The 20,471-nt window shown below is 37.7% G+C and carries 14 protein-coding genes and 7 pseudogenes; 9 read left to right on the top strand and 12 right to left on the bottom strand.

What is annotated here, in order from left to right; all coding sequences use genetic code 11:
• From cobA to CWATDRAFT_RS19540, 4 genes are all read right to left on the bottom strand, one after another.
• A partial coding sequence (gene cobA / locus CWATDRAFT_RS19525) for a uroporphyrinogen-III C-methyltransferase (protein WP_042711926.1) occupies positions 1–1,174 on the bottom strand: 1,174 nt, incomplete at its 3' end.
• Positions 1,175–1,197: 23 nt separating this feature from the next.
• Positions 1,198–2,637: a serine/threonine-protein kinase gene (locus tag CWATDRAFT_RS19530; RefSeq protein WP_007306677.1), complete on the bottom strand. Its 1,440-nt coding sequence runs from the start codon at positions 2,635–2,637 to the stop codon at positions 1,198–1,200.
• Positions 2,638–2,866: 229 nt separating this feature from the next.
• A complete protein-coding gene (gene cobM / locus CWATDRAFT_RS19535) occupies positions 2,867–3,643 on the bottom strand; it encodes a precorrin-4 C(11)-methyltransferase (RefSeq protein ID WP_042711928.1) in 777 nt (258 codons plus the stop codon).
• Entirely contained in the window at positions 3,636–5,354 is a 1,719-nt protein-coding gene (locus CWATDRAFT_RS19540; protein ID WP_007306675.1) for an alpha/beta hydrolase, read from the bottom strand. Before CWATDRAFT_RS19540 ends, cobM begins: the two co-directional genes overlap by 8 nt.
• 141 nt (positions 5,355–5,495) lie before the next feature.
• Between CWATDRAFT_RS19540 and CWATDRAFT_RS19545 the strand changes: the two genes are divergently transcribed.
• Positions 5,496–6,863 (top strand): ArnT family glycosyltransferase, encoded by a 1,368-nt coding sequence (locus CWATDRAFT_RS19545; RefSeq protein ID WP_007306660.1) that lies wholly within the window; start codon positions 5,496–5,498, stop codon positions 6,861–6,863.
• 15 nt (positions 6,864–6,878) lie between these two features.
• Here CWATDRAFT_RS19545 and CWATDRAFT_RS19550 read toward each other — a convergent pair whose 3' ends face one another.
• From CWATDRAFT_RS19550 to CWATDRAFT_RS19560, 3 genes and pseudogenes are all read right to left on the bottom strand, one after another.
• The gene (locus tag CWATDRAFT_RS19550; protein WP_050018366.1) at positions 6,879–7,250 is read right to left on the bottom strand and encodes a hypothetical protein; all 372 of its coding nucleotides are present in this window, start codon (positions 7,248–7,250) and stop codon (positions 6,879–6,881) included.
• Positions 7,201–7,842: pseudogene (locus CWATDRAFT_RS19555) on the bottom strand (transposase). Before CWATDRAFT_RS19555 ends, CWATDRAFT_RS19550 begins: the two are co-directional and overlap by 50 nt.
• A 64-nt stretch (positions 7,843–7,906) precedes the next feature.
• Positions 7,907–8,488 (bottom strand): helix-turn-helix domain-containing protein, encoded by a 582-nt coding sequence (locus tag CWATDRAFT_RS19560; RefSeq protein WP_007303150.1) that lies wholly within the window; start codon positions 8,486–8,488, stop codon positions 7,907–7,909.
• Between the two features lie 201 nt (positions 8,489–8,689).
• Here CWATDRAFT_RS19560 and CWATDRAFT_RS37405 point away from each other — a divergent pair, with 201 nt between their 5' ends.
• Positions 8,690–8,881 carry a hypothetical protein gene (locus tag CWATDRAFT_RS37405; protein ID WP_157134121.1) on the top strand — a complete coding sequence of 64 codons (192 nt, stop codon included), beginning with the start codon at positions 8,690–8,692 and terminating at the stop codon, positions 8,879–8,881.
• A 28-nt stretch (positions 8,882–8,909) separates the two neighbouring features.
• A pseudogene (locus tag CWATDRAFT_RS19565) lies at positions 8,910–9,405 on the top strand (universal stress protein).
• 31 nt (positions 9,406–9,436) lie between these two features.
• Here CWATDRAFT_RS19565 and CWATDRAFT_RS19570 read toward each other — a convergent pair.
• Positions 9,437–10,646: pseudogene (locus CWATDRAFT_RS19570) on the bottom strand (RNA-guided endonuclease InsQ/TnpB family protein).
• A 330-nt stretch (positions 10,647–10,976) separates the two neighbouring features.
• On the opposite strand from CWATDRAFT_RS19570, the gene CWATDRAFT_RS19575 reads away from it, so the two are divergent.
• The gene (locus CWATDRAFT_RS19575; protein ID WP_007306662.1) at positions 10,977–11,306 is read left to right on the top strand and encodes a hypothetical protein; all 330 of its coding nucleotides are present in this window, start codon (positions 10,977–10,979) and stop codon (positions 11,304–11,306) included.
• 227 nt (positions 11,307–11,533) lie between these two features.
• Here the strand turns inward: CWATDRAFT_RS19575 and CWATDRAFT_RS19580 are convergent, their stop codons facing one another.
• Positions 11,534–12,640: a transporter substrate-binding domain-containing protein gene (locus CWATDRAFT_RS19580; RefSeq protein ID WP_007306670.1), complete on the bottom strand. Its 1,107-nt coding sequence runs from the start codon at positions 12,638–12,640 to the stop codon at positions 11,534–11,536.
• Between the two features lie 141 nt (positions 12,641–12,781).
• On the opposite strand from CWATDRAFT_RS19580, the gene CWATDRAFT_RS19585 reads away from it, so the two are divergent.
• The 3 genes from CWATDRAFT_RS19585 (at position 12,782) to CWATDRAFT_RS19595 (ending at position 15,435) form a co-directional block, all read left to right on the top strand.
• The gene (locus CWATDRAFT_RS19585; protein WP_007306663.1) at positions 12,782–13,381 is read left to right on the top strand and encodes a peroxiredoxin; all 600 of its coding nucleotides are present in this window, start codon (positions 12,782–12,784) and stop codon (positions 13,379–13,381) included.
• A 525-nt stretch (positions 13,382–13,906) separates the two neighbouring features.
• On the top strand, positions 13,907–14,152 hold the full coding sequence (locus CWATDRAFT_RS19590; protein ID WP_157134122.1) for a hypothetical protein: 246 nt from the start codon (positions 13,907–13,909) through the stop codon (positions 14,150–14,152).
• Positions 14,153–14,271: 119 nt separating this feature from the next.
• Positions 14,272–15,435 (top strand): calcium-binding protein, encoded by a 1,164-nt coding sequence (locus tag CWATDRAFT_RS19595; protein WP_157134123.1) that lies wholly within the window; start codon positions 14,272–14,274, stop codon positions 15,433–15,435.
• A gap of 105 nt (positions 15,436–15,540) precedes the next feature.
• Here CWATDRAFT_RS19595 and CWATDRAFT_RS19600 read toward each other — a convergent pair.
• Positions 15,541–15,750: pseudogene (locus tag CWATDRAFT_RS19600) on the bottom strand (hypothetical protein); the annotation flags it as partial.
• 54 nt (positions 15,751–15,804) lie between these two features.
• Between CWATDRAFT_RS19600 and CWATDRAFT_RS19605 the strand changes: the two are divergent.
• Positions 15,805–16,131: pseudogene (locus CWATDRAFT_RS19605) on the top strand (transposase); the annotation flags it as partial.
• Positions 16,132–16,800: 669 nt separating this feature from the next.
• On the opposite strand, the pseudogene CWATDRAFT_RS37415 reads toward CWATDRAFT_RS19605, so the two are convergent.
• Positions 16,801–18,240 (bottom strand): annotated as a pseudogene (locus CWATDRAFT_RS37415) (NF041680 family putative transposase).
• 79 nt (positions 18,241–18,319) lie between these two features.
• Here CWATDRAFT_RS37415 and CWATDRAFT_RS19615 point away from each other — a divergent pair.
• Positions 18,320–18,714: pseudogene (locus CWATDRAFT_RS19615) on the top strand (hypothetical protein).
• 348 nt (positions 18,715–19,062) lie between these two features.
• On the opposite strand, the gene CWATDRAFT_RS19625 reads toward CWATDRAFT_RS19615, so the two are convergent.
• On the bottom strand, positions 19,063–20,220 hold the full coding sequence (locus CWATDRAFT_RS19625; RefSeq protein ID WP_007306668.1) for an IS4 family transposase: 1,158 nt from the start codon (positions 20,218–20,220) through the stop codon (positions 19,063–19,065).
• Between the last annotated feature and the right edge of the window lie 251 nt (positions 20,221–20,471).

Genomic DNA, 20,471 nt, shown 5'->3' on the forward strand with positions numbered 1-20,471 from the left:
GTAATTCTTTGACTAAGATTTCTCTTCCTCCTGTTTCTACACGGGGAAATAATATTTTTTGATGCTTTAAGCTCTCAGGAAAATGGTCAATTAATTGATCGGCGATAAAGTTGGGAGGAATAAAATCAGGAGTGAGATGATATTGTTGTAAACAAGAGGCTGTTTTTTTACCTACTACAGCGATTTTAATATTACCTAAAAGCCGAATATCTTTCCCTAATTCTTTTAGCCGTTGAAAGAAAAAGTTAACCCCATTAGCTGAGGTTAAAATTAACCAATCAAAGGAAGATAAGGTTTCAATAGCTAAGTCTAGTTGATCCCAAGACGACGGGGGCAAAATTTCTAATGCTGGCATTTCTATAGTTTTTGCTCCCTGTTGTTGTAAGAGCAAACTAAACTGACTAGATTGTTCTTTGGCACGGGTAATTAATATAGTTTTTTGGGCTAAAGGGAGGGGAGAAGATGAAGACATATAGCGTAAATTAACAACGTTTCCAATAACAATAATAGCCGGAGATAAGGATAGTCCCGATACTTGTTCTATTATAGTCTTTAGGGTGCCTATATAAACTTTTTCTTGCTCACTTCCACTATTTTGAATAATGGCAATAGGTTCATCAGGCGATCGCTCATGACTGATTAATTTATTAACTATTGTCTCGAGATTTCTTGTACCCATTAAAATAACTAATGTATCTATTTTTGCTAAAGTTTCCCAGTCTAATAAGTCCGGTTGATGTCCTGTTAAAACGGTAAAACAATGACTGTTTTCTTTATCAGTTAAAGGGATTCCTGTCAAGAGAGGAGCAGCTAAAGCGGAGGAAATACCTGGCACCAATTCATAGTTACAATTAGCCTCTTGTAAAGCCTTAATCTCTTCATTAATACGACCGAAAATTATAGGATTACCACTTTTTAACCTGACAACTTGTTTACCTTGTGAACAGTAATTTATCAACAAATAATTAATTTTATTTTGTTTTGTACTGGGTTGACCTCCTCTTTTGCCAACATTAATTATTAGGCAATTATCAGGTACTAAATTAAGCAAATTATTATCTACCAAAGCATCATAGATTAACACCTCAGCTTGAGACAAAAGATTATAAGCTCTCAAGGTTAAATAGTTTATATTGCCGATTCCTGAACCCACTAAATATACTTTACCATTCATTATTTTCTTAGCCTCTTAAAACATCAAAAAATACTAGAAAGTAGTTGGTAAATTAATTTAAACAGGGATGCAACTGCTATTAAACCTGCTCCTCCAACTAATCCAGCCATTAATAAAAATGAAACAGAATTCCATGCTAAACCACCAAAAACTAAAGCAATCATCAACGCACATACTGTTATTGTTCCAATGAGTAATAAATCTTTTTTATCTAGTGTACGACGATACTGAAGATACATTAAACCACTAACTATCATAAACCCAATAACAACTCCTGGAGCAGCCAAAAACTTTTTTAAACTAAAAATCAGTATCACTGCTTCAAATCCATTAAACCCTGAATAAATTATTAAGTCTATACTAGAAAAACCCTTTTTAGGACTAGGAGTAATAGGAGAAGGATTAGGAACAGAAATAGTTGGGGGAGAGGTAGGAGGTAGAGAAGAAACAGTAGAATTTACTGGAGTTTGAATGGATGTTTTCGTACCAGAAGAACCCCCATAAAGTTGAGATGAAGGTAACGCTTGTAAAACCTCTGATGCACTTTGAAAGCGATCCTTAGGACTAGGTAACAATAATCTATCTAAAATGTTAGCTAAACCATCACTAATATTACTAACATGAGGTTTCCAATTCCAACAATTATTATAAGAATCGTATAATTCTTCCGGTGGTTTGCCTGTTAATAAATTTAAACAAGTCGTTGCCAAAGCATATAAATCTGTTGCTGGATAAACTGCTGAACCCTGCATTTGTTCGGGGGGAGCAAAACCAGCAGTAAAAATTCCTGTTGAATGTTTTTGAGGGTTTCCTACAGTAGCGGTAACTTGTTTAACTGCACCAAAATCTAATAAATATAAACGACCTTTTTTATCTCGCATAATATTAGAAGGTTTAAGATCGCGGTGAATACAATTATTGTCATGAACAAACTGCAAAACCCATAAAATTTTATCGAGAACTTCTATGATTTCACCCTCTGTAAAAATCCCCTTTCTCTTTAACTTTGTTTCTAAATCTTCCCCATCAATAAACTCTTGAACTAAGTAAAAAAACTGTTCTTCTACTTTCGTAAGATGATTAGGAACTATCAAAGGAAAAAAGGCATACAACTGAGGAATTTGTCGATGTTTGCTGCCTAAGTCCTCTAAAATAACAGCTTCTCGTTCAAATAATTGTTGAGCGATCGCCAAAGCTTGAGCATTTAAGTTTCCTTGTGGTTGAAACTGTTTCACCACACATGAACGCATGGTGGGGGTAAAGCGATCTTTTGCCAAAAATGCTGCACCAAACCCCCCTTTTCCCAATAACTTAGAGGGTAAATAACGACCACCTAAAATAAGAGGCATTCCGCAATTGGTACAATATTTTTGTGGTACAGTTTTTAACTTTGAAGGATCATCAAGATCAGCAAATGAATTTTCGGGACGAGTACATCCTGGACGAGTACAAAGAAGTTCCATCTTCAATGGATAGGGTGATAATTTTCTTTGCTTTTACTTTAACAAATTAATCTTTATAATACCAATCTTTAAATGTAGACTAAGAAAGTGGCCATTAAGTTTCCTCCTGCCAGTGCTATTGCATCATCTAAAAACCTTAATTATTTATTTAGGTTTTATCCTAGAGGTCAAAACTTCACCGAAGAATTAATTATTAATTGTTAATTGTTAATTATTAATTGTTAATTGCTTAAGGGGTATGGGGTCTAAATAAATGATTATGTTGAGGATGATAAAGTTGAGAACGATAATTTTGCTCAGTATTTAAAGCAGGACTAATAATATATAAAGTTGTCCGAATTAAGTTTTCTTCTTCAGTGACTTCTGCCATTTTTTCTAAAGGAACAATTAGTATTTTTTCATCAGACCAACCAATACGGAAACAAATAGCGACAGGGGTATTAGCAGGATAATATTGTAGTAACTTTTCTTGAGATTTCCTAACATGACGGGCAGCTAAATATAAACATAAACTTGACTGATGTGCTGCTAAACTTTCTAATTTTTCAGCATCAGGAACTTGAGAAGCACTACCACTAACACGAGTTAAAATAATGGTCTGAACTAGATCAGGGATAGTCAACTCTGTACCTATTTTCGCTGCTGCTGCCTGGAATGCACTAATTCCTGGTATTAATTGAAACTCAATGTTTTCTTGTAAAAGCCTTGCTATTTGTTCATTGATTGCACTATATAAAGTTAAATCCCCTGAGTGAAGACGAACCACAGATTGATTATTTCTAACCCTATCAATCATAATTTTCATGATAACTTCTAGGGTTTTATTTCCTGTAGCAATTAACTCACAATTATCACGAACATCTTTTAAAACTTGCTTAGGAACCAAAGAATCAGCATACAAAATAACATCAGCTTTGCTAATAATTTTGTATGCTTTTAACGTCAATAAATCTGGGTCACCAGGCCCGGCACCGATAAAGTAGACAGAAGGGGTTAAATTAGTCATTACTAGGAATAATATTACGGGGATAAATAGCTCTACTTCTAGCAGATTTACTTCTATTAAATAACTCACTAAAAGGAATTTCTGCATCATCTTGAACTAGATGAAGAGGATTAGGTTCTTTGCTAATATAATAGGCATAACTAGAGGTCAAATAAGGACGAAACTCCTCATTTTTTGCCGTATAAACCTCAGCAAAAGCCACTAATAAAGCGTTACCATAAGTGTCAATTACTTTTTGATTAGGAAGGGTTAAATCTGGTAAAGAATCTAAGACTGCTTGCATTTGTGCATCCAACTTAGTAAAGTTAACATGAGCTTGTCCTTCCACTAAAGCAAAGTATTTGTCATCAGTATTAATCCAAACAAACGCTTGTAACTGTTCAATAGCTGCTGGTGTTGCTGGATCACTACTTCCGGCAGCTAAAAGAACAGGAATGCTTACTTGAGAAAGTCCTTCTGGCCCAAACACTGCGCTAGTAACAGGATTAATAACCAAGGTAGAAGTAATACGCTCCTCTCGAAAATCATAGTCTTTGCGAGGTAATTCTAAAGCCCGACATTGCAACAGTAAAGATAAATTAGGTCCCCATAAGTTACGTCCACAAATCTCTTCTAAGCTATCAAAATTTAGCTTAGCTCCTGCTAAAGCCAAAGCAGTATATCCCCCAAAAGAATGCCCCATTACACCTACATTATTTAGATCCAAACGCCCTTCAAATTCTCTTCTATTGCGTCTTTCTAATTCATCAATCACATAACTAACATCTAAGGGACGATCAACATATTCATCGACTTTAACAATCTCCCGAGAAAACCCTTGTAACATTTCTTGAAGCTGATTAAAATCACTACCAGGATGTTGAGGTAAAGCAACCACATAACCATAAGAAACCAACTGTAAGACATCCTCCTTAAAATCTTCCGGACGGGAGGCTAAACCGTGGGAAAAAATAATCACAGGAGTTTTGCCCTCTCGCCATCGTTGCGGTTGTACCAAAACCACATCAAACTCCCGTTGGCGACTTTCATCAAATAATCTCAGTCTACGGGAAGGGCCAACCCCATAATCTCCCCGTTGGCGAATATCTCTGATATTGCTAAAGTTGGGGACAGTCTCCTGTTCCCTGGTTTGAGCGGAGATCGATTTCATTTCTGTGACAATAGCATTGGTTCCCTGTCCCAAAAGTTCCAGATAAGTAGCGGCTCTGAGGATTTCTTCCAGGTTAAACTGCATATTAACTGGCAAATGACGCAGAAAATTCAGTAAAGTTAATCCTTCTTCTTCGTCAAAAGCAGCTTGAACCATCGCCCCTCTAATAGCATATACTCCATTGCGTCCCCCTTGAATAGAAAATAAGTGGCCAACTCGTTGTAAAAGTTCTTGTCCCATGGGACTATTGAAGAAACGAGACACCTCTACAGGGTTGAGATCCGCCTTTTTCAGTAATGCCTCTCGAAAAGCCTGTTTTTCTTCGTCATTAACCCCTGCTAAATTCATATAATAGGCTAATTCTTTGTTAATCACCCCTTCATTAGCAAACAGTTCCAAGGAATCAATTCCTAAAGATAAATTAATGGGGGGATAAATGAAAACAAGTCTTGATTGTGCATAGACAGGTAAAACAGTTAAGACAGCTGCGAGAGTTCCTAAAGTGATATTTTTGAGATTTTTTTCCGCAGAAACCTTGAGAGAAGACAGAAAACCAAACATATTTTCTTTAAAAGGCCATAGCCATTAACCAATTTGTCTCTTAATATAGCATTGCCTTATAACTTTCTGTTTTTAGGATTAAACTGGTAACTGTTCACTGGTAACTGCCTTAACATTAATCGATAACAACTTCTCACACCCATGAACTCAAAAACATTTACTTGGTACCCTTTAAAATCTTTACACCCACGCAGCGATACTTGGCTTAATCTTTATTCTTGGGTGGGTTTATTGGCGATCGCCCTAATTCTCTTGGGATCTAACCTAAATAGTCCACCCCTATTAGACCCAGAGCGCATTATCGGCCAACTGGTTACAGAAATGGCACAAACATCCTTTTTATCAGGAGATTGGCTATTTCCGACCCTAGAAGGTCAACCCTATCACCAGCATCCGGTTTTAGGGTTATTTTTATTGACCTTAACTAATGGTCAAGAGGAGTTAACCCCGGGAAGTCTTCGTTTAGTTGGAGCGATCTTTGCTTCCCTTTCTGTCCCCTTATTGTATGCAGTGGCACGGGAAATTTTTGTCCTCTGGCGACCTGCTATATTGAGTGCTTTAGTTTACTTGATGCTATTTCCGATAGTTAGGTGGAGTCGTTTAGCTATGTTAGATGGAATTGTCCTATTTTGGTCAATTCTCACCGTATTATGTGTATTACGTTGTCGTCGTGATTTTCGTTGGTCTTTGGGGGTTGGTTTAAGTTTAAGTGGGTTATTCTTAACCCAAGGATTAATTGCTTGTTTATTTACAATTACTCTAATAGTTTTTTTGGCTTGGGATACCCCTAGACTTTTGAGTTCTGTCTATTTTTGGATGGGGGTAAGTCTGGGTATTTTACCGGCTTTAACCTGGTATTGGATGGAATGGTTAGTCTATGGAAGCCCCTTTTTAAATGAGATTTTTTTCCACTCTTTTCAAGGAGGTTGGCAGAACTTTTTTGTCTCTTTGACCTATTATCCTCTAGCTATTATTAAATACTGTTGGCCTTGGCTAATATTTACCTCTTATGGAATCAGACTAACTTGGCAATCCCCTAACTGGGGCTGGGCTAAATTAATCCTGGTTTGGGGTGCTTGTTACGGGGGAATAATTATGCTCCTTCCTTTAGATAGCATGAGTTATCTTTTACCTTTTTATCCTGCTTTAGCTTTGGCTAGTGGGATCATTTTCCATGAAGTTAATCATTGGCCTGATGATCTTGCCTATCCTAAATCTTGGTGGATGACTTTATTGAGTTTATCAGGGATAGTGAGTATTGTTAGTCTTTACATTATTTTAGATTTTCCTTTCGCTTTGGTTTTAAATGAGTTCGATTTAACTAGACTATCTGAGAGTTTATCCTTAGTCTTAACTTTAATAAGTGTTGGTCTAACTTGGGGTGTTACAGCTACTTTAATTATTCGGAGAAATTCCCAATTTATTACAGTTTTGTTATGGGGAATGTACGTTAGTTTGCTGTTGGTGATTGGTTCACCCTATTGGATGGGTAATAACGTTTACTTCTGAAAAATTTTCCCCAGCTTATTCTAGCCTTTGAACTCCTGCACTACCATCGCATTGCGCTTGTGTTCCTCCTGTTACTGCAGCAACACTACCTGTGCCAGTAGTGGTACCAGTCGCTCTTAAACCAAGAATAGTATAGTTATTGTCCTCATCAATGGAACGACAAATAACCGTACTATAGCTTCTGTTTTCAGGATCATAGCCCACTGCCGCCACATAGTCTCGAGTGCCTTTATTTGGATTATCTATTCCTTTTGCCCCTTGTAAACCTCCTACCGTAACACTGTTCCCTTGATTGACAAAAACAACATAGTGCAGCTTAGCAAAAATAATCCACCAGTCACTTATGATCTTTAAAGCCCTTAAATTTCCAAACGAACGGCTTAGCAAAATGTTGATTAAAGTAATCAATAAAATTGAGAATTTTTTGGGATAGTTCTTCAGTTGAACGGACAGTAATTCTTTTGAGTAAACGCCTGACTAAGATCGAAAACCAACACTCAATTTGATTAAGCCACGATGTATGTTTGGGAATATAAACAAAGCGAATTCGATGAGATTCATCTGATAAAAAATCTGCTCTGCTGTCCATAGATTGCAAAATCCCCTCCTTTCCTTTTCTCCCCAAATCAATAGTAATTCCACAGCTTTCTGCTACTAATTTGACTAAGCTTTCCGATTTATGAGTGTTGAGTTTATCTACAATAAAAATCCATTCTGCTTTTTCATCAATCTTAATCGTTCTCTGGATATGTTCAGAAAAATCTTGTTCTGTTCTTGTCGGTCCAATAGAGGGACTAACAACTTTTCCTCTTGCCACATCTCAGTTCGCAATCAAGCTTAAAGTTCCGTGTCTTTCATATTCAAATTCGATTTTTTCTACTTGTTTAGGCTTGATTCTTTTGTTCGGAAATAATCTCTCAAGAGCTTGAATCCCTGTCATTTCATCTGTACTAATTAAATGAATTCCTTGTTCTAACAAAGTTTTAGCTTCTTGATGAAGTTCACAGATATATTTGACTTGCTTTTTAAATTTTAAGGGATCATCAATTTTGGCATTTAACCAGTAACGAACGAGATGTGGTTGTAATGTCGCTTCTTTTTAAAAAACGCCCCACACTACGGGGGGAAATCTTTTCGACAATTCCTCTTTTTATGGCTTCATCCGCCAACTCTGAAGGTGTCCAATGGCTCACTGGTCTGTCTGATTTTTCACATTCTTCACAAGCGATCGCTACAATCTGGACTACTTGTTCGACCGTAAAGGATTTTGTTGTTCCAGGTCTTGGGCGATCGCTTAAAATTCCTTTGATCAAGACCATTAATGCTTTCTCCGTTACCTGTTGTTCTTCGGCGGCACTCAGTTTTTCTCTCTCCTCAAACCATCGCGATCGCCACTGACGCACTTGTACTCGGTCTAATTCTAATCTTCGACTAATCGAACTATTGCTCTCTCCTGATGCTGCGGCTAAGATTAGCTTGGCTCGTCTAACAAGGCGATAGGGGTTTGTTGTCCCTCTCACTATTTGTTGGAGTACTGTTTTCTGTAGGTTGGAGAGGTTAATTGGCAATGCTTTTATCATGGACATCAACTTCGAGATTCTTCCGTTAGTTTCATTGAAACACATTGTCGTGGCTAGTCACGAAAGTTTCTGTAAAAATCTGGTGGATTACTTTCGCCAAGCTGCACTAGTTCCACTTGGGACAGATATCATCAACAACTTTTACTAACCACTTCTTACGAACTAGGGGACACCGATGTAGATATTGGAGCTTATCTCTGGACTTTATCTCTCGATGACTTAGAAGCGCAAAAACCCCCGACTCTAGTGAGGAAAAGCAACGGAGAGCCACTGATCTTTGCTCATAAAACCGAAGGTATTACAGTTCTGTCCTCAAGGAAATTGTTAGCTATTCATGACGATGATCGTATTATAGGAGATCCCCAGATTAACGATCCCGAGCAGGAATTTTACCGTGAGCCATACCAAGGTGCTTATTCTTTAGTAGAGTGGCAATGAACAATCTTAATTACCCCATAGGAAGACTATGTATCAAAAAATTTTAATCGCTTTAGATATGTCCCAGATGGCAGAAACCGTCTTTAATAACGGTTTATCATTAGCCAAACAAGAAACAAATTCCCGCCTATTATTGTTACATATTCTCTCAACAGAAGAAGATAACAGTCCCTTACCCATTCCTTCCGATCTCACAGAAATGTATCCCGCAGCAGGTAATGATTTAACCCTAGAAACCTGGAAAGAACAATGGGAAGCTTTTGAAGCATCTGGGGTCAAAATGTTAGAATCTTATCAAAATAAAGCAACAGAAACCGATATTACAACAGAAATTCAACAAATTTATGGTAATCCTGGCTCCAGAATTTGTAAAGTAGCTAAAGAATGGCACGCTGATGTTATTGTTATGGGTCATAGGGGCATTTCTGGACTCCAGGAATTTTTCTTAGGTAGTGTTAGTAATTATTAATTATGTGTTACATCATGCCCCTTGTTCCGTATTAATCGTACAACCTAACGATTGAGGAGTAAATTCATTATTTGACACTCCCCGACCTAAAGGTACGGGGATTCTTCAATCAACGACCCGTCTTGCTGATGCAGGATTGCTCCAACAAAAGTAGAGGACAAGTCTCCTGAAGCGTTCGGATCTAAGATCCAGGTTCCGACGTGACCCGTCGTACCCAAGGCTCGATTAAGAATGTTTATTGCTGCGTTTTCGTCTCTATCTAATCGACATCCACAAGCACAAACATGAGTCCTTGTAGATAAGGATTTTTTAACCACAGCACCGCAATTAGAGCAATTTTGTGAAGTATAGGCAGGATTAACCGCAACAGTTATTCTCCCCATTTTTACCCCAAAATACTCTAACCATTTCCTAAATTGATACCAACCAGCATCATTAATTGACTTGGCTAAACAATGGTTTTTAACTAAGTTTTTAATTCTCAAATCTTCGTAGGCGACCAAATCGTTAGATTGGATTACGCAACGGGCAAGTCTCTTTGTGTGTTCTTCACGTTGCCTACTTATTTTGAGGTGTTTACGACCAAGTTTATTAATGGCTTTTTTGCGGTTGATTGAGCCTTTCTTTTTTCGAGAAACACGCCTTTGATGAAACTTTAATCGTTTTTCTCCTTGACGATAAAATCTAGGGTTGGGTTCATTTTTACCCTTTGAATCAGTGTAGAATTCCTTTAAACCAACATCTAAACCAATGGTTTGATGAGTTGGTGGTAATTCTTCTTTGACATCAACAGAGATGCAAAATTGACAGTAATAACCATCTGCTTTGCGTACTAATCTAACCCGTTTGATTTTATCTTCAGGATAAAAAGCCAAATCCCAAGTTCCAATTAACTTAAGTTTTCCGATACCTTTTTTATCAGTAAACTCAATATGTTTCGGGTCTAAAAGTTTCCATCCACTTGTTTTATACTCAACCGAACGAGCATTTTTCTTAAAACGTGGATATCCTTTTTTTACCAGGAATTTGTTTCTTACAATTATCAAAAAATCTAGCAATTGATGACCAGCATCTTTCAACAGAAGCTTGGCAAGCATGAGAGTTTAGGTCTTTAACAAAGGAAAACTCAGAACGTAACTTAGTGTTGTACCGATAGAGTTCAGCACGACTAACCTTTTGACCATCAATCCAATAACGCAAGCACTTATTACGAACAAATTGAGATGTTCTGATGGCCTCGTTGATGGCTAGATATTGCTTTATTTTCCCTTTTACCTTGAACTCTAAAACTATCATTTGACGCTAGAACGATTGGCGTAAAACAATTGTAACATAAAATCCTAGACTGTGCGCCGTAAAGCGATGCAGCGCGGTCTTGGTGGTTCCCATCAAGGAGCGACTGCATCAAGACGGGCGGGGCTTGAACCCCTGATTTTCTGGTCAATTTAAGGAGGCGATTGCTTTTTAAAAGAAGGCAGGAGTTAAACCAGGCCAAAGAGTTTAAAGTAATTGCCCTAAAATTGGCGATCGCAGAGTAAAGAAGTTTTATCCTAGTGTAACTTTTGCTGTCTAAGTGGGAATACTAACAAACAGATGGACATCAAAATAATCTGGGAAAATACTCAAATGCTCAACACTCACCAACACAGTATTTTAACGATCTTACTAATGCGTTTTAATGTGGAACCATCAGAAGGCATAAAAATTGCCGAAAGATGGTTAAAAGATCACTCACCAGAAAATTGGGGTACTATTTTAAGATTACTAAAAAGTAATAACCTTACTTTAGTTGATAGGGAACTAAAACCCATTAGTAAATCTCCTACCTCAGAACCCTCAAAAACAGTCCATAAATATAGAGGTGTAGAAATTGAAAACAAATCTCCTCAAGTGAAAGTTCAACAAACTAATAAATCTTCTGGTAAAAAACGCCTATATAGAGGAGTTGAATATTAATTTTTTCACAAGCTTATCCGAGCAGTATGAGCGGTTAGTAAAATTATCTGTTGAGACAGGGATGGGGAAGAGGGGGAAGGCTGGAAAGAGAAAACATTATGTATTGCTTAATTCTCCCCTCTTACTGAGCGAAGTCGAAGTACACCCCCCACACTCCCCACACCTCCCACACTCCCTATTTCATAAACTTTTTTAGCAAAACCTACGCAGTATTGAGGGGATAGGGATTATTGATTTTCAAAATCTCCTTTTATTTCTCGTTCAATAATTTCCTCTAACCTTCCTGATTGTTTCAGCTTGACAATTTCTATATCCAATTCTCGAATTAATTTATTATCTAAGGGCAAGATAAAGCCATAATCTTCAAAACTAACAGCTAAATCAGCAATTTTCAAGGGTGCTGTAGGATTTTGATAGAGATAATATCTCAGCGCAGGAACATCAAACATAACTCCTTCAGCTTGTCCCGACTTTAAACGCTCTATAGCCTGCTCTAAATTAGGAGAAGGTAATACACGAGATTGATAGATTTGCGCCCATTTTTCTCCTGTTGTTCCCGATACAACAGCAATTTGCTTATCTCTAATATCCTCTACTTGAGTAAAATCTTTGATGACTTCTGCTGATAATAATAAGGTCATAACTGTGGCAATACCAGCAGTTAAAGAGGAAGCAGCTACCAGAGTAGTTAACATCCATAAACTGGTAATTATTTTACCAGTTTTAGTAATAGGAGCCTTATCGCCATAGCCAACAGTAGTTAAAGTAACCAAAGCAAACCACATTCCACTGCCAACCCCTCGAATATATTGTCTAGGAAACTGTTCTGGGTTACGCCTTGATTCTGCTAACCACATCAAATTTCCCACAACAAAAAGGATTAAAAATAAACCACCCACAGAAGAAATAACTGCCACTCGAAAAATAGGACGAATACGACTCCAAACTGAGACCTTTTCTGCCGAGACTAACAAACCAATTTGGGCATTAAAATAGGGTTGAGTGAAAGCAACTTTTTGGAATCTTTCTGTGGTAATACTAATCGGTCCGATTAAAACATCCAACTCTCCTGCCACAACCCCATCGATCCCTACTTGTATCCCTGGTTGAGCGATTAAACTATATCGAAGGTTGGCATCAGCAGCAATTTCTTGCCATAATTCCACACTAATTCCTCTAAAAGTTTCTTCATTGTAATCAGAAAAGGGAGGATAACCCACTACTCCTACTTTTAAGGGTGTTTTCTCGATAATCGGCTCGCTTTGAGCCAGCAAAATGCTAGAAAATGGACAAGAAATGAGCAGAAAAACAGTTAATATAAAACGACGAAACATTGTAGGGACTTACTAGCAAATTTGATAAATGATAATATGATAACCTAGAGAGATTACAACCCCTTGGGAATTGTGATAGATTTGTAGCAGGGTATTAATTCTGACGGGTTGCACCGTCACTTAATTTTTGGAGACTAGGCGATGACTATGGAAGGATGCTTGCGAGTTGGGCAACTTGCACCCGATTTTACGGCAACAGTTGTTATTGATCAAGAATTTCAGACAAAAAAGCTTTCTAGCTACCGTGGTAAGTATGTTATCCTCTTTTTCTATCCCCTGGATTTTACTTTTGTTTGTCCCACCGAAGTCATCGCCTTTAGTGAGCGCTACGAAGAATTTTCTAAAATCAACACAGAAATTTTAGCAGTTTCCGTCGATAGCGAGTTTTCCCATCTCGCCTGGATTCAAACTCCTCGCACCGAAGGGGGTGTGGGAGATGTGGCCTATCCTTTAGTCTCTGACCTGAAAAAAGACATTAGTAATGCCTATAATGTACTCGATCCTGAGTCTGGAGTGGCCTTGCGGGGTTTATTTATTATAGATAAAGAAGGGATTATTCAACACTCAACTATCAATAATCTCTCTTTCGGGCGGAGTGTTAGCGAAACTCTACGTACCCTCAAAGCTATCCAGCACGTTCAAAATAATCCCGAAGAGGTTTGTCCGGCTGACTGGCAAGAAGGGGATAAAACCATGATCCCTGATCCTATTAAGTCTAAGATTTATTTCTCTGCTGTTTGAACTGTTAATTATGAATACGCGAATTGGAGCGGAGCAACTTGACGTTTTTCGTCAACCTTATTATTATAAAATGGTCAATAGCGGTAAATCGCAATAAATATTAAAGGGATTTGCTTCCCTTACCTCAGATCGTCGGGAGAAATATCGCTCTAGAAATTGTAAAGGTGACGCGACTGGTATATTAGGTTTAGCGGTGACGCGCAGCCAAAAAATTAAATAGATTTTAGATCCGTTTGCGGTTAGTGCGCCCGTGAACGTTAAATAAACAGCACTCTATCAACTTGTATTAACAAGGCTCTAACTCTTAGTTTTTGCCCGTTATTTGTTCCCTATTCCTTTTTTTTGAGATGACTTTAAATTTCTTTAACCACTTAATAGGTTTTACACCTCCATTTTTAGCTATATATCATTTTCAATATCATGACACTCTCTCAATACCCTCTCTCTCTCACTAATAACTCTCTTTCCCTTGATCTAAACCTCTTCAACCTGCTCCAGTCAGGAATAACAGCTAGTTATAACTACTTGACTAGCTTTGCTAATGATACAGAATTTACCCAGAAAATGGCGATCGCTTTTGGTAATAGTGGCGATCCTTCTGGGTTACAGACAGCTTGGTTAAACGGTGATTTTAGTAGTTTTCCTCCCATAGAAGTACGCTATCAACACGAGCTAAATGGAGCTTTTGGGGCTTATGGTAGTTTTAATGGGGTCATATATCTATCTTATGAGTATTTACAGCAATTATCCCCCCTTCTCAAGGGGGGTTAGGGGGGATAAACCCTTCTCAAGGGGGGTTAGGGGGGATAAACCCTTCTCAAGGGAGGTTAGGGGCGATCGCTCCCTTAACAGCTTTATTATTAGAGGAATATGGTCATCATGTGGATGGGGTGTTGAATGGCAATATGGACAGTGCAGGGGATGAAGGGGATATATTTTCTCGGTTGGTACGGGGGGAAAGTATCTCTGCGTCCGAGTTAGCAGCACTGCAAGCAGAGAATGATCAGGGAAATATTACCGTTAATGGGGTTAATATAGCCGTTGAAATGGCTAATATTACAGGAACGAATGGAGATGATAGTTTAGTCGGAACCAGTAGCAATGATAACATTAGTGGTTTAGAAGGGAATGACACCCTAGAAGGGGGAGATGGAAATGATATTTTAGACCCAGGAATAAGAAGTGATAGCGTAGTGGGAGGATCAGGAAGCGATCACCTCGTATTTGACCGTAGCAGTGAAACAGCCGATGTTACTATCATCTACACAGACTCTAATGTAGATGGCACTATTACAGGAGGGGTTAATGATGGAACAACCTTCCGAGAGATTGAAAGTGTAGATGAGTTAAGACTGGGGAGTGGTAACGATAATCTCAACTTTTCGGGGACAACTGCTGATCAACAAGATATTTATAGCGGAGAAGGAAACGATACCGTAGTTGGGGGTAGTAGCAGAGATCGCATTCGAGGAGAAGATGGCGATGATAGCTTAGTTGGGGGTGCCGGAAATGACTCCCTTTATGGACAAGATGGGAATGACACCCTAGAAGGGGGAGACGGAAACGATATTTTAGACCCAGGAATAGGAAGTGATAGCGTAGTGGGAGGATCAGGAAGCGATCGCCTCGTATTTGACCGTAGCAGTGAAACAGCCGATGTTACTATCATCTACACAGACTCTAATGTAGATGGCACTATTACAGGAGGGGTTAATGATGGGACAACCTTCCGAGAGATTGAAAGTGTAGATGAGTTAAGACTGGGGAGTGGTAACGATAATCTCAACCTTTCGGGGACAACTGCTGATCAACAAGATATTTATAGCGGAGAAGGAAACGATACCGTAGTTGGGGGTAGTAGCAGAGATCGCATTCGAGGAGAAGATGGCGATGATAGCTTAGTTGGGGGTGCCGGAAATGACTCCCTTTATGGACAAGATGGGAATGACACCCTAGAAGGGGGAGATGGAAATGATATTTTAGACCCAGGAATAGGAAGTGATAGCGTAGTGGGAGGATCAGGAATTGGACTTTGGATAAAAAACAATCGTTAGCGTAAATTTTACGCTAAACATATCTCCAGAGCTAAAATAGAGAATTAAGGTGATTTTAAAAACTCTCTTTCCATCTTTTTAGGGGATTTTAAATATTAAATAGCTTCATTCAGTTTCGGTTCCAATATAGATATCTAAGTAGCTTTCAGTTAGAGATTGAATGACTCGTTCTAATTCATCAATGAGATTTCTTCTAGTGAGTTTTTCTACAGCATCAATATGAGCAGAACTTCCGGCTCGTCCTAAATATTTATATTTGGTTTTTTTCTCATTATTAGTGGCCATAGGAAAAATTGATTCAGCAACAAACAACCTCTTTTGATGTTAGCGTATATATTCCGCTAATTTATAAGGTAATAAATTTTAAAAATGACCAAAAATGAAACGGCTACGTCTGTCGAGGAATTCCTGGTGTGGAGGTCTAACCTCTTCCAAGGACTAAAAGCTAGAAAAGAAACTATTATAGAATTACTCGATGCCCTCTCCAGTAACCAACAAGCTCACTCAGTCGTTGAATTGTCTCTCAATCCTTTATTTAGAAGAGATTATAACAGTTTATATAGAGGAATTCAAGAGTTTTTACCCACTCAAACTGACCCTAATTATGAACAGAGAATTGAGACTTTATTTTCAGCGGTATCGAGAACAATTCCTCCCACTTCAAAACATTATAACCTCACGGGGGTGACAAGCCCGTTAAAACCCTGATTGAAAGAGGGTTTCAGCCGTGGCGATCGCTCTATAAATTGTCAAAAACTAGAGGGCTTATTGAGAATAAACAATAATGATAATCATTCTTGCCGTGTGTGTGGGGGGGAGGAGGCTTACACCCTCCTCCCCCCCACAGGGTTGATGCTCAAAATCAACCCCTTGGGCAATATTAGTTTTTATTAAATAATAAAAATTGGTTTATTTTGGATAGTTACATCTAAAATAAATCATCTTCCACTGGTTATTTTATGTTAAGATAAAATAGGGGAATTAAGCCGTCTTATCTATTATGGACATGGCTTGTAACCCTTTTTTATAATTGTTGAGTTTCTGGGGATTATTGCTCATCATAATTGAAATAAAATCAGAGCAAAATTCCCAAGCGTGAATCCAAAGAGAGCCATAAAGTCCTATCCAAAAATTACTATGTCTTCGGTCACGTCTTGATTTTTCAGTTAGACGAGCAATATATTTTCCTTGATTGGTTTGTCGAAATGTTTTGCCTTTTAAAGAAGTAGCAGTGTAATTGAACTTTGGACAAAAAAAGCTTGTTAGCGTATATTTTACGCTAAACTAAAATCCCAAAATATCGGCTCTGTATCAGTCAATAAAATTGGCTGACAAATAGGGCTAATCTATAGATTCTGAGGAAAACTAAGGAGCTTTTAAGTTTTCAGTTGATTTTTTGCTCCCTTTCTTGATAACATCATGACGAGTTCGTGGGGCTTTTTTGTAACCTTTAATACGTCCGGAAGAAAAACCTCGACGTTTGGGAAATTTGGCGAAAGTCCCCAAGGTCGTAATTATTCTTGAAAAGTCTCTTTGAACTAGACTAGGGGTGATTTTGATGGATTTATTAGTCTTCAAATACTGTTCCCAATCACGGGGTAAAACCACAGCTAATTTTCTGGCAGCCCACAAATTTACATAAGAAAGAAGTGTTAGTTTAAACCAATTTTCTTCATGATGTACATCGGGAGTTAAATAAGATGTCATCAATAATCTTTGTTTACCAAATCGAAAAAGATGTTCCATGTCATAACGTTGTCGATAACACTGATAACAATCAACTAAACTTAACTCATCGCGCCGAGAACCAATAACAATAAGCCACATAGGTTTCCAAATACTATTTCTTTCTTGAGCTCTGACAACAATCTGGAGTAAAGTAAAGGGGTGATTGTTCATTTTATAGTTTTTAGTTCCTCTCATTAACATCTGTTTTCATCCCGAAATAGTCACTGTTAATTGACGACCTTTTTTCGTTGTAAAGGGAACATGATGAACTTCATCAGGTTCAGTCCAAGTTTGGTCATCTTTAAGGTCAAATTTATCCCCATACCAACGGGGATGTCCCGAAGTTTTGGCTTGATTTGGGTCCCGAATAAATTGACGATAAAAAACTCGGTCACTTCTAACTCTTGTAATAGTAACTACGTCTTCATGCTTAACTTGTTCCCCAATAAAATCCTTTTGGCTGTAGTCACTATCAGCCACTAAGACAGATAATTTATCAGAAAATAAAGAACTTTGCCAGATTTTTTTTAGTTGTTGATTGCCTTGATTTACTCCTTTATGTTTAGAGGGGACTCGCTCTCCTGATAAGGGGACAGCCCAAGGGACTTTTTCTGTGTCTATTTGGTCAGGTAAAGCGCAGACAACGGAATAACAATGTCCAATATTAATGGGTTTATTTCCCTTAATTGGATTGGGGTAATGAATAAAAGTTTTATCCGCTAACGTTTCGGCAAACGGTCGTGGACAGGGAGTTGTGTCAATACCAAATAAGTTATAATGTTTTGAAGTGGGAGGAATTGTTCTCGATACCGCTGAAAATAAAGTCTCAATTCTCTGTTCATAATTAGGGTCAGTTTGAGTGGGTAAAAACTCTTGAATTCCTCTATATAAACTGTTATAATCTCTTCTAAATAAAGGATTGAGAGACAATTCAACGACTGAGTGAGCTTGTTGGTTACTGGAGAGGGCATCGAGTAATTCTATAATAGTTTCTTTTCTAGCTTTTAGTCCTTGGAAGAGGTTAGACCTCCACACCAGGAATTCCTCGACAGACGTAGCCGTTTCATTTTTGGTCATTTTTAAAATTTATTACCTTATAAATTAGCGGAATATATACGCTAACATCAAAAGAGGTTGTTTGTTACAGTTAAGGCTAATGTCATCACATTCCGAACTTAAGACCAGTCAAGATGTCCACCTGAGAGCCAAACAAATTAAGAGTCTAATTCGCTCTCTTAAACAGAAAATAAAGAAAATTGAACGGGAAGGGGAAGTAGCACCAGCTAATTGTCATATTATTCGTTTCAGGTTAATCGAAAGGGAACAATCTACTGGTATTATAAACTACAGGCTGCTGAATCAATTTTTCCTATGGCCACTAATAATGAGAAAAAAACCAAATATAAATATTTAGGACGAGCCGGAAGTTCTGCTCATATTGATGCTGTAGAAAAACTCACTAGAAGAAATCTCATTGATGAATTAGAACGAGTCATTCAATCTCTAACTGAAAGCTACTTAGATATCTATATTGGAACCGAAACTGAATGAAGCTATTTAATATTTAAAATCCCCTAAAAAGATGGAAAGAGAGTTTTTAAAATCACCTTAATTCTCTATTTTAGCTTTGGAGATATGTTTAGCGTAAAATTTACGCTAACAATTGTTTTTTATCCAAAGTCCAATTGAGAATAAACAATAATGATAATCATTCTTGCCGTGTGTGTGGGGGGGAGGAGGCTTACACCGTCCTCCCCCCCACAGGGTTGATGCTCAAAATCAACCCCCTTGGGCAATATTAGTTTTTATTAAATAATAAAAATTGGTTTATTTTGGATAGTTACATCTAAAATAAATCATCTTCCACTGGTTATTTTATGTTAAGATAAAATAGGGGAATTAAGCCGTCTTATCTATTATGGACATGGCTTGTAACCCTTTTTTATAATTGTTGAGTTTCTGGGGATTATTGCTCATCATAATTGAAATAAAATCAGAGCAAAATTCCCAAGCGTGAATCCAAAGAGAGCCATAAAGTCCTATCCAAAAATTACTATGTCTTCGGTCACGTCTTGATTTTTCAGTTAGACGAGCAATATATTTTCCTTGATTGGTTTGTCGAAATGTTTTGCCTTTTAAAGAAGTAGCAGTGTAAGCGATCGCTATTAATAAAATCAAGGAATTTAGTCGTTTATTATTGGCTTTACTTCCCTCCCAATTATAACCCCCTGTCTTACAATCCTTGAACATAGCTTCAATACCTGCCCTGGCTCGATAGACTTTCAAGACCTCTGATAAACTGTCTAAGTTGGTAAGAATAAACCAAGGCTCTTTTTCCTGTTTGCCCTTGTATTTTCTTTTCCAATATGCTCCCACATTAAAGTTTCCAAACCCTTTATTTTTAGTGACTGAAACCCCAGTTAAAAACATCTTCATCCCAGGTTTCATTCCTAACTGCGAAAAAGTTTGATAATCTTCATCATCTTTTTTCTGGTTTGTACCTTGTTTCTGACGAAAAGCGAAGAATAACTTTTGTTTTTTACTTTTTTGTTTCAACCAATAAGCTAATTTAACACTGTGGAATTCTCGGTCTCCAAGAATGACTAACTCATAGTTTTTTAGAAGACAAAGAACAGGTTGAATTAATGCCTGTTGTTCAGATAATCTGCTGGCTCCTCTTTTCCCTAAAAGTGTCCAATAGATGGGTAAAGCCAGCTTTTTCCAGATAACAGCAACCATGAAAACATTTTTATCTTTCCATTGGGTTCGGTCAATTGTTATAATCAGACGAGAGCCAGTCTTAAATTCTTTACAAATAATAGCTTTAATCACAGGAAACCAGAATCTGGGAATGGCTAAAGCTGACAAAACTAGGAATCTCTGGATATGTTTACGACGACTTTGATAAAGGATTGGTAAAGGAAAACAAGCTGCTAACCTTTCTATTCTAACCTGTTTATGTACTGTCAGCAACCACAGTAAAATTCTAAAAGCCTCGAACTGTGTTTGTGTTAAATGTTTGGTAAAATGAGATTCATAAACTGCTAAAAAGCTCATGATTTAAGTTATAAAACGATTAAGGACAATCTGATTATTATTAGCATAAAATCGGATTGTTTTCTCTCTTTTAGGAGTTGACGCTCGCGCATCAAAACAGTTTGGGGGGGCAGGGCAATCGCATTTAATTTTTGAAAAGCTGACTGCATAAGAGGTTTCGCGATCGCCGTTCATTTGTACTGAAACTCTAAAATCTTTACTGGATCACGCATCTCAGATTTTAATGCGATTGCCCTGTTTGGGGGGGGAAG

The sequence above is a fragment of the Crocosphaera watsonii WH 8501 genome (assembly GCF_000167195.1).
Lineage (GTDB): Bacteria > Cyanobacteriota > Cyanobacteriia > Cyanobacteriales > Microcystaceae > Crocosphaera > Crocosphaera watsonii.

Excerpts from the sequence above, each read along its gene's own strand:
- CWATDRAFT_RS19530 (WP_007306677.1), bottom strand. The coding sequence starts at position 2,637 with ATGGAACTTCTTTGTACTCGTCCAGGATGTACTCGTCCCGAAAATTCA.
- cobM (WP_042711928.1), bottom strand. The coding sequence starts at position 3,643 with ATGACTAATTTAACCCCTTCTGTCTACTTTATCGGTGCCGGGCCTGGT.
- CWATDRAFT_RS19540 (WP_007306675.1), bottom strand. The coding sequence starts at position 5,354 with ATGTTTGGTTTTCTGTCTTCTCTCAAGGTTTCTGCGGAAAAAAATCTC.
- CWATDRAFT_RS19545 (WP_007306660.1), top strand. The coding sequence starts at position 5,496 with ATGAACTCAAAAACATTTACTTGGTACCCTTTAAAATCTTTACACCCA.
- CWATDRAFT_RS19560 (WP_007303150.1), bottom strand. The coding sequence starts at position 8,488 with ATGTGTTTCAATGAAACTAACGGAAGAATCTCGAAGTTGATGTCCATG.
- CWATDRAFT_RS19575 (WP_007306662.1), top strand. The coding sequence starts at position 10,977 with ATGCTCAACACTCACCAACACAGTATTTTAACGATCTTACTAATGCGT.
- CWATDRAFT_RS19580 (WP_007306670.1), bottom strand. The coding sequence starts at position 12,640 with ATGTTTCGTCGTTTTATATTAACTGTTTTTCTGCTCATTTCTTGTCCA.
- CWATDRAFT_RS19585 (WP_007306663.1), top strand. The coding sequence starts at position 12,782 with ATGACTATGGAAGGATGCTTGCGAGTTGGGCAACTTGCACCCGATTTT.
- CWATDRAFT_RS19625 (WP_007306668.1), bottom strand. The coding sequence starts at position 20,220 with ATGAGCTTTTTAGCAGTTTATGAATCTCATTTTACCAAACATTTAACA.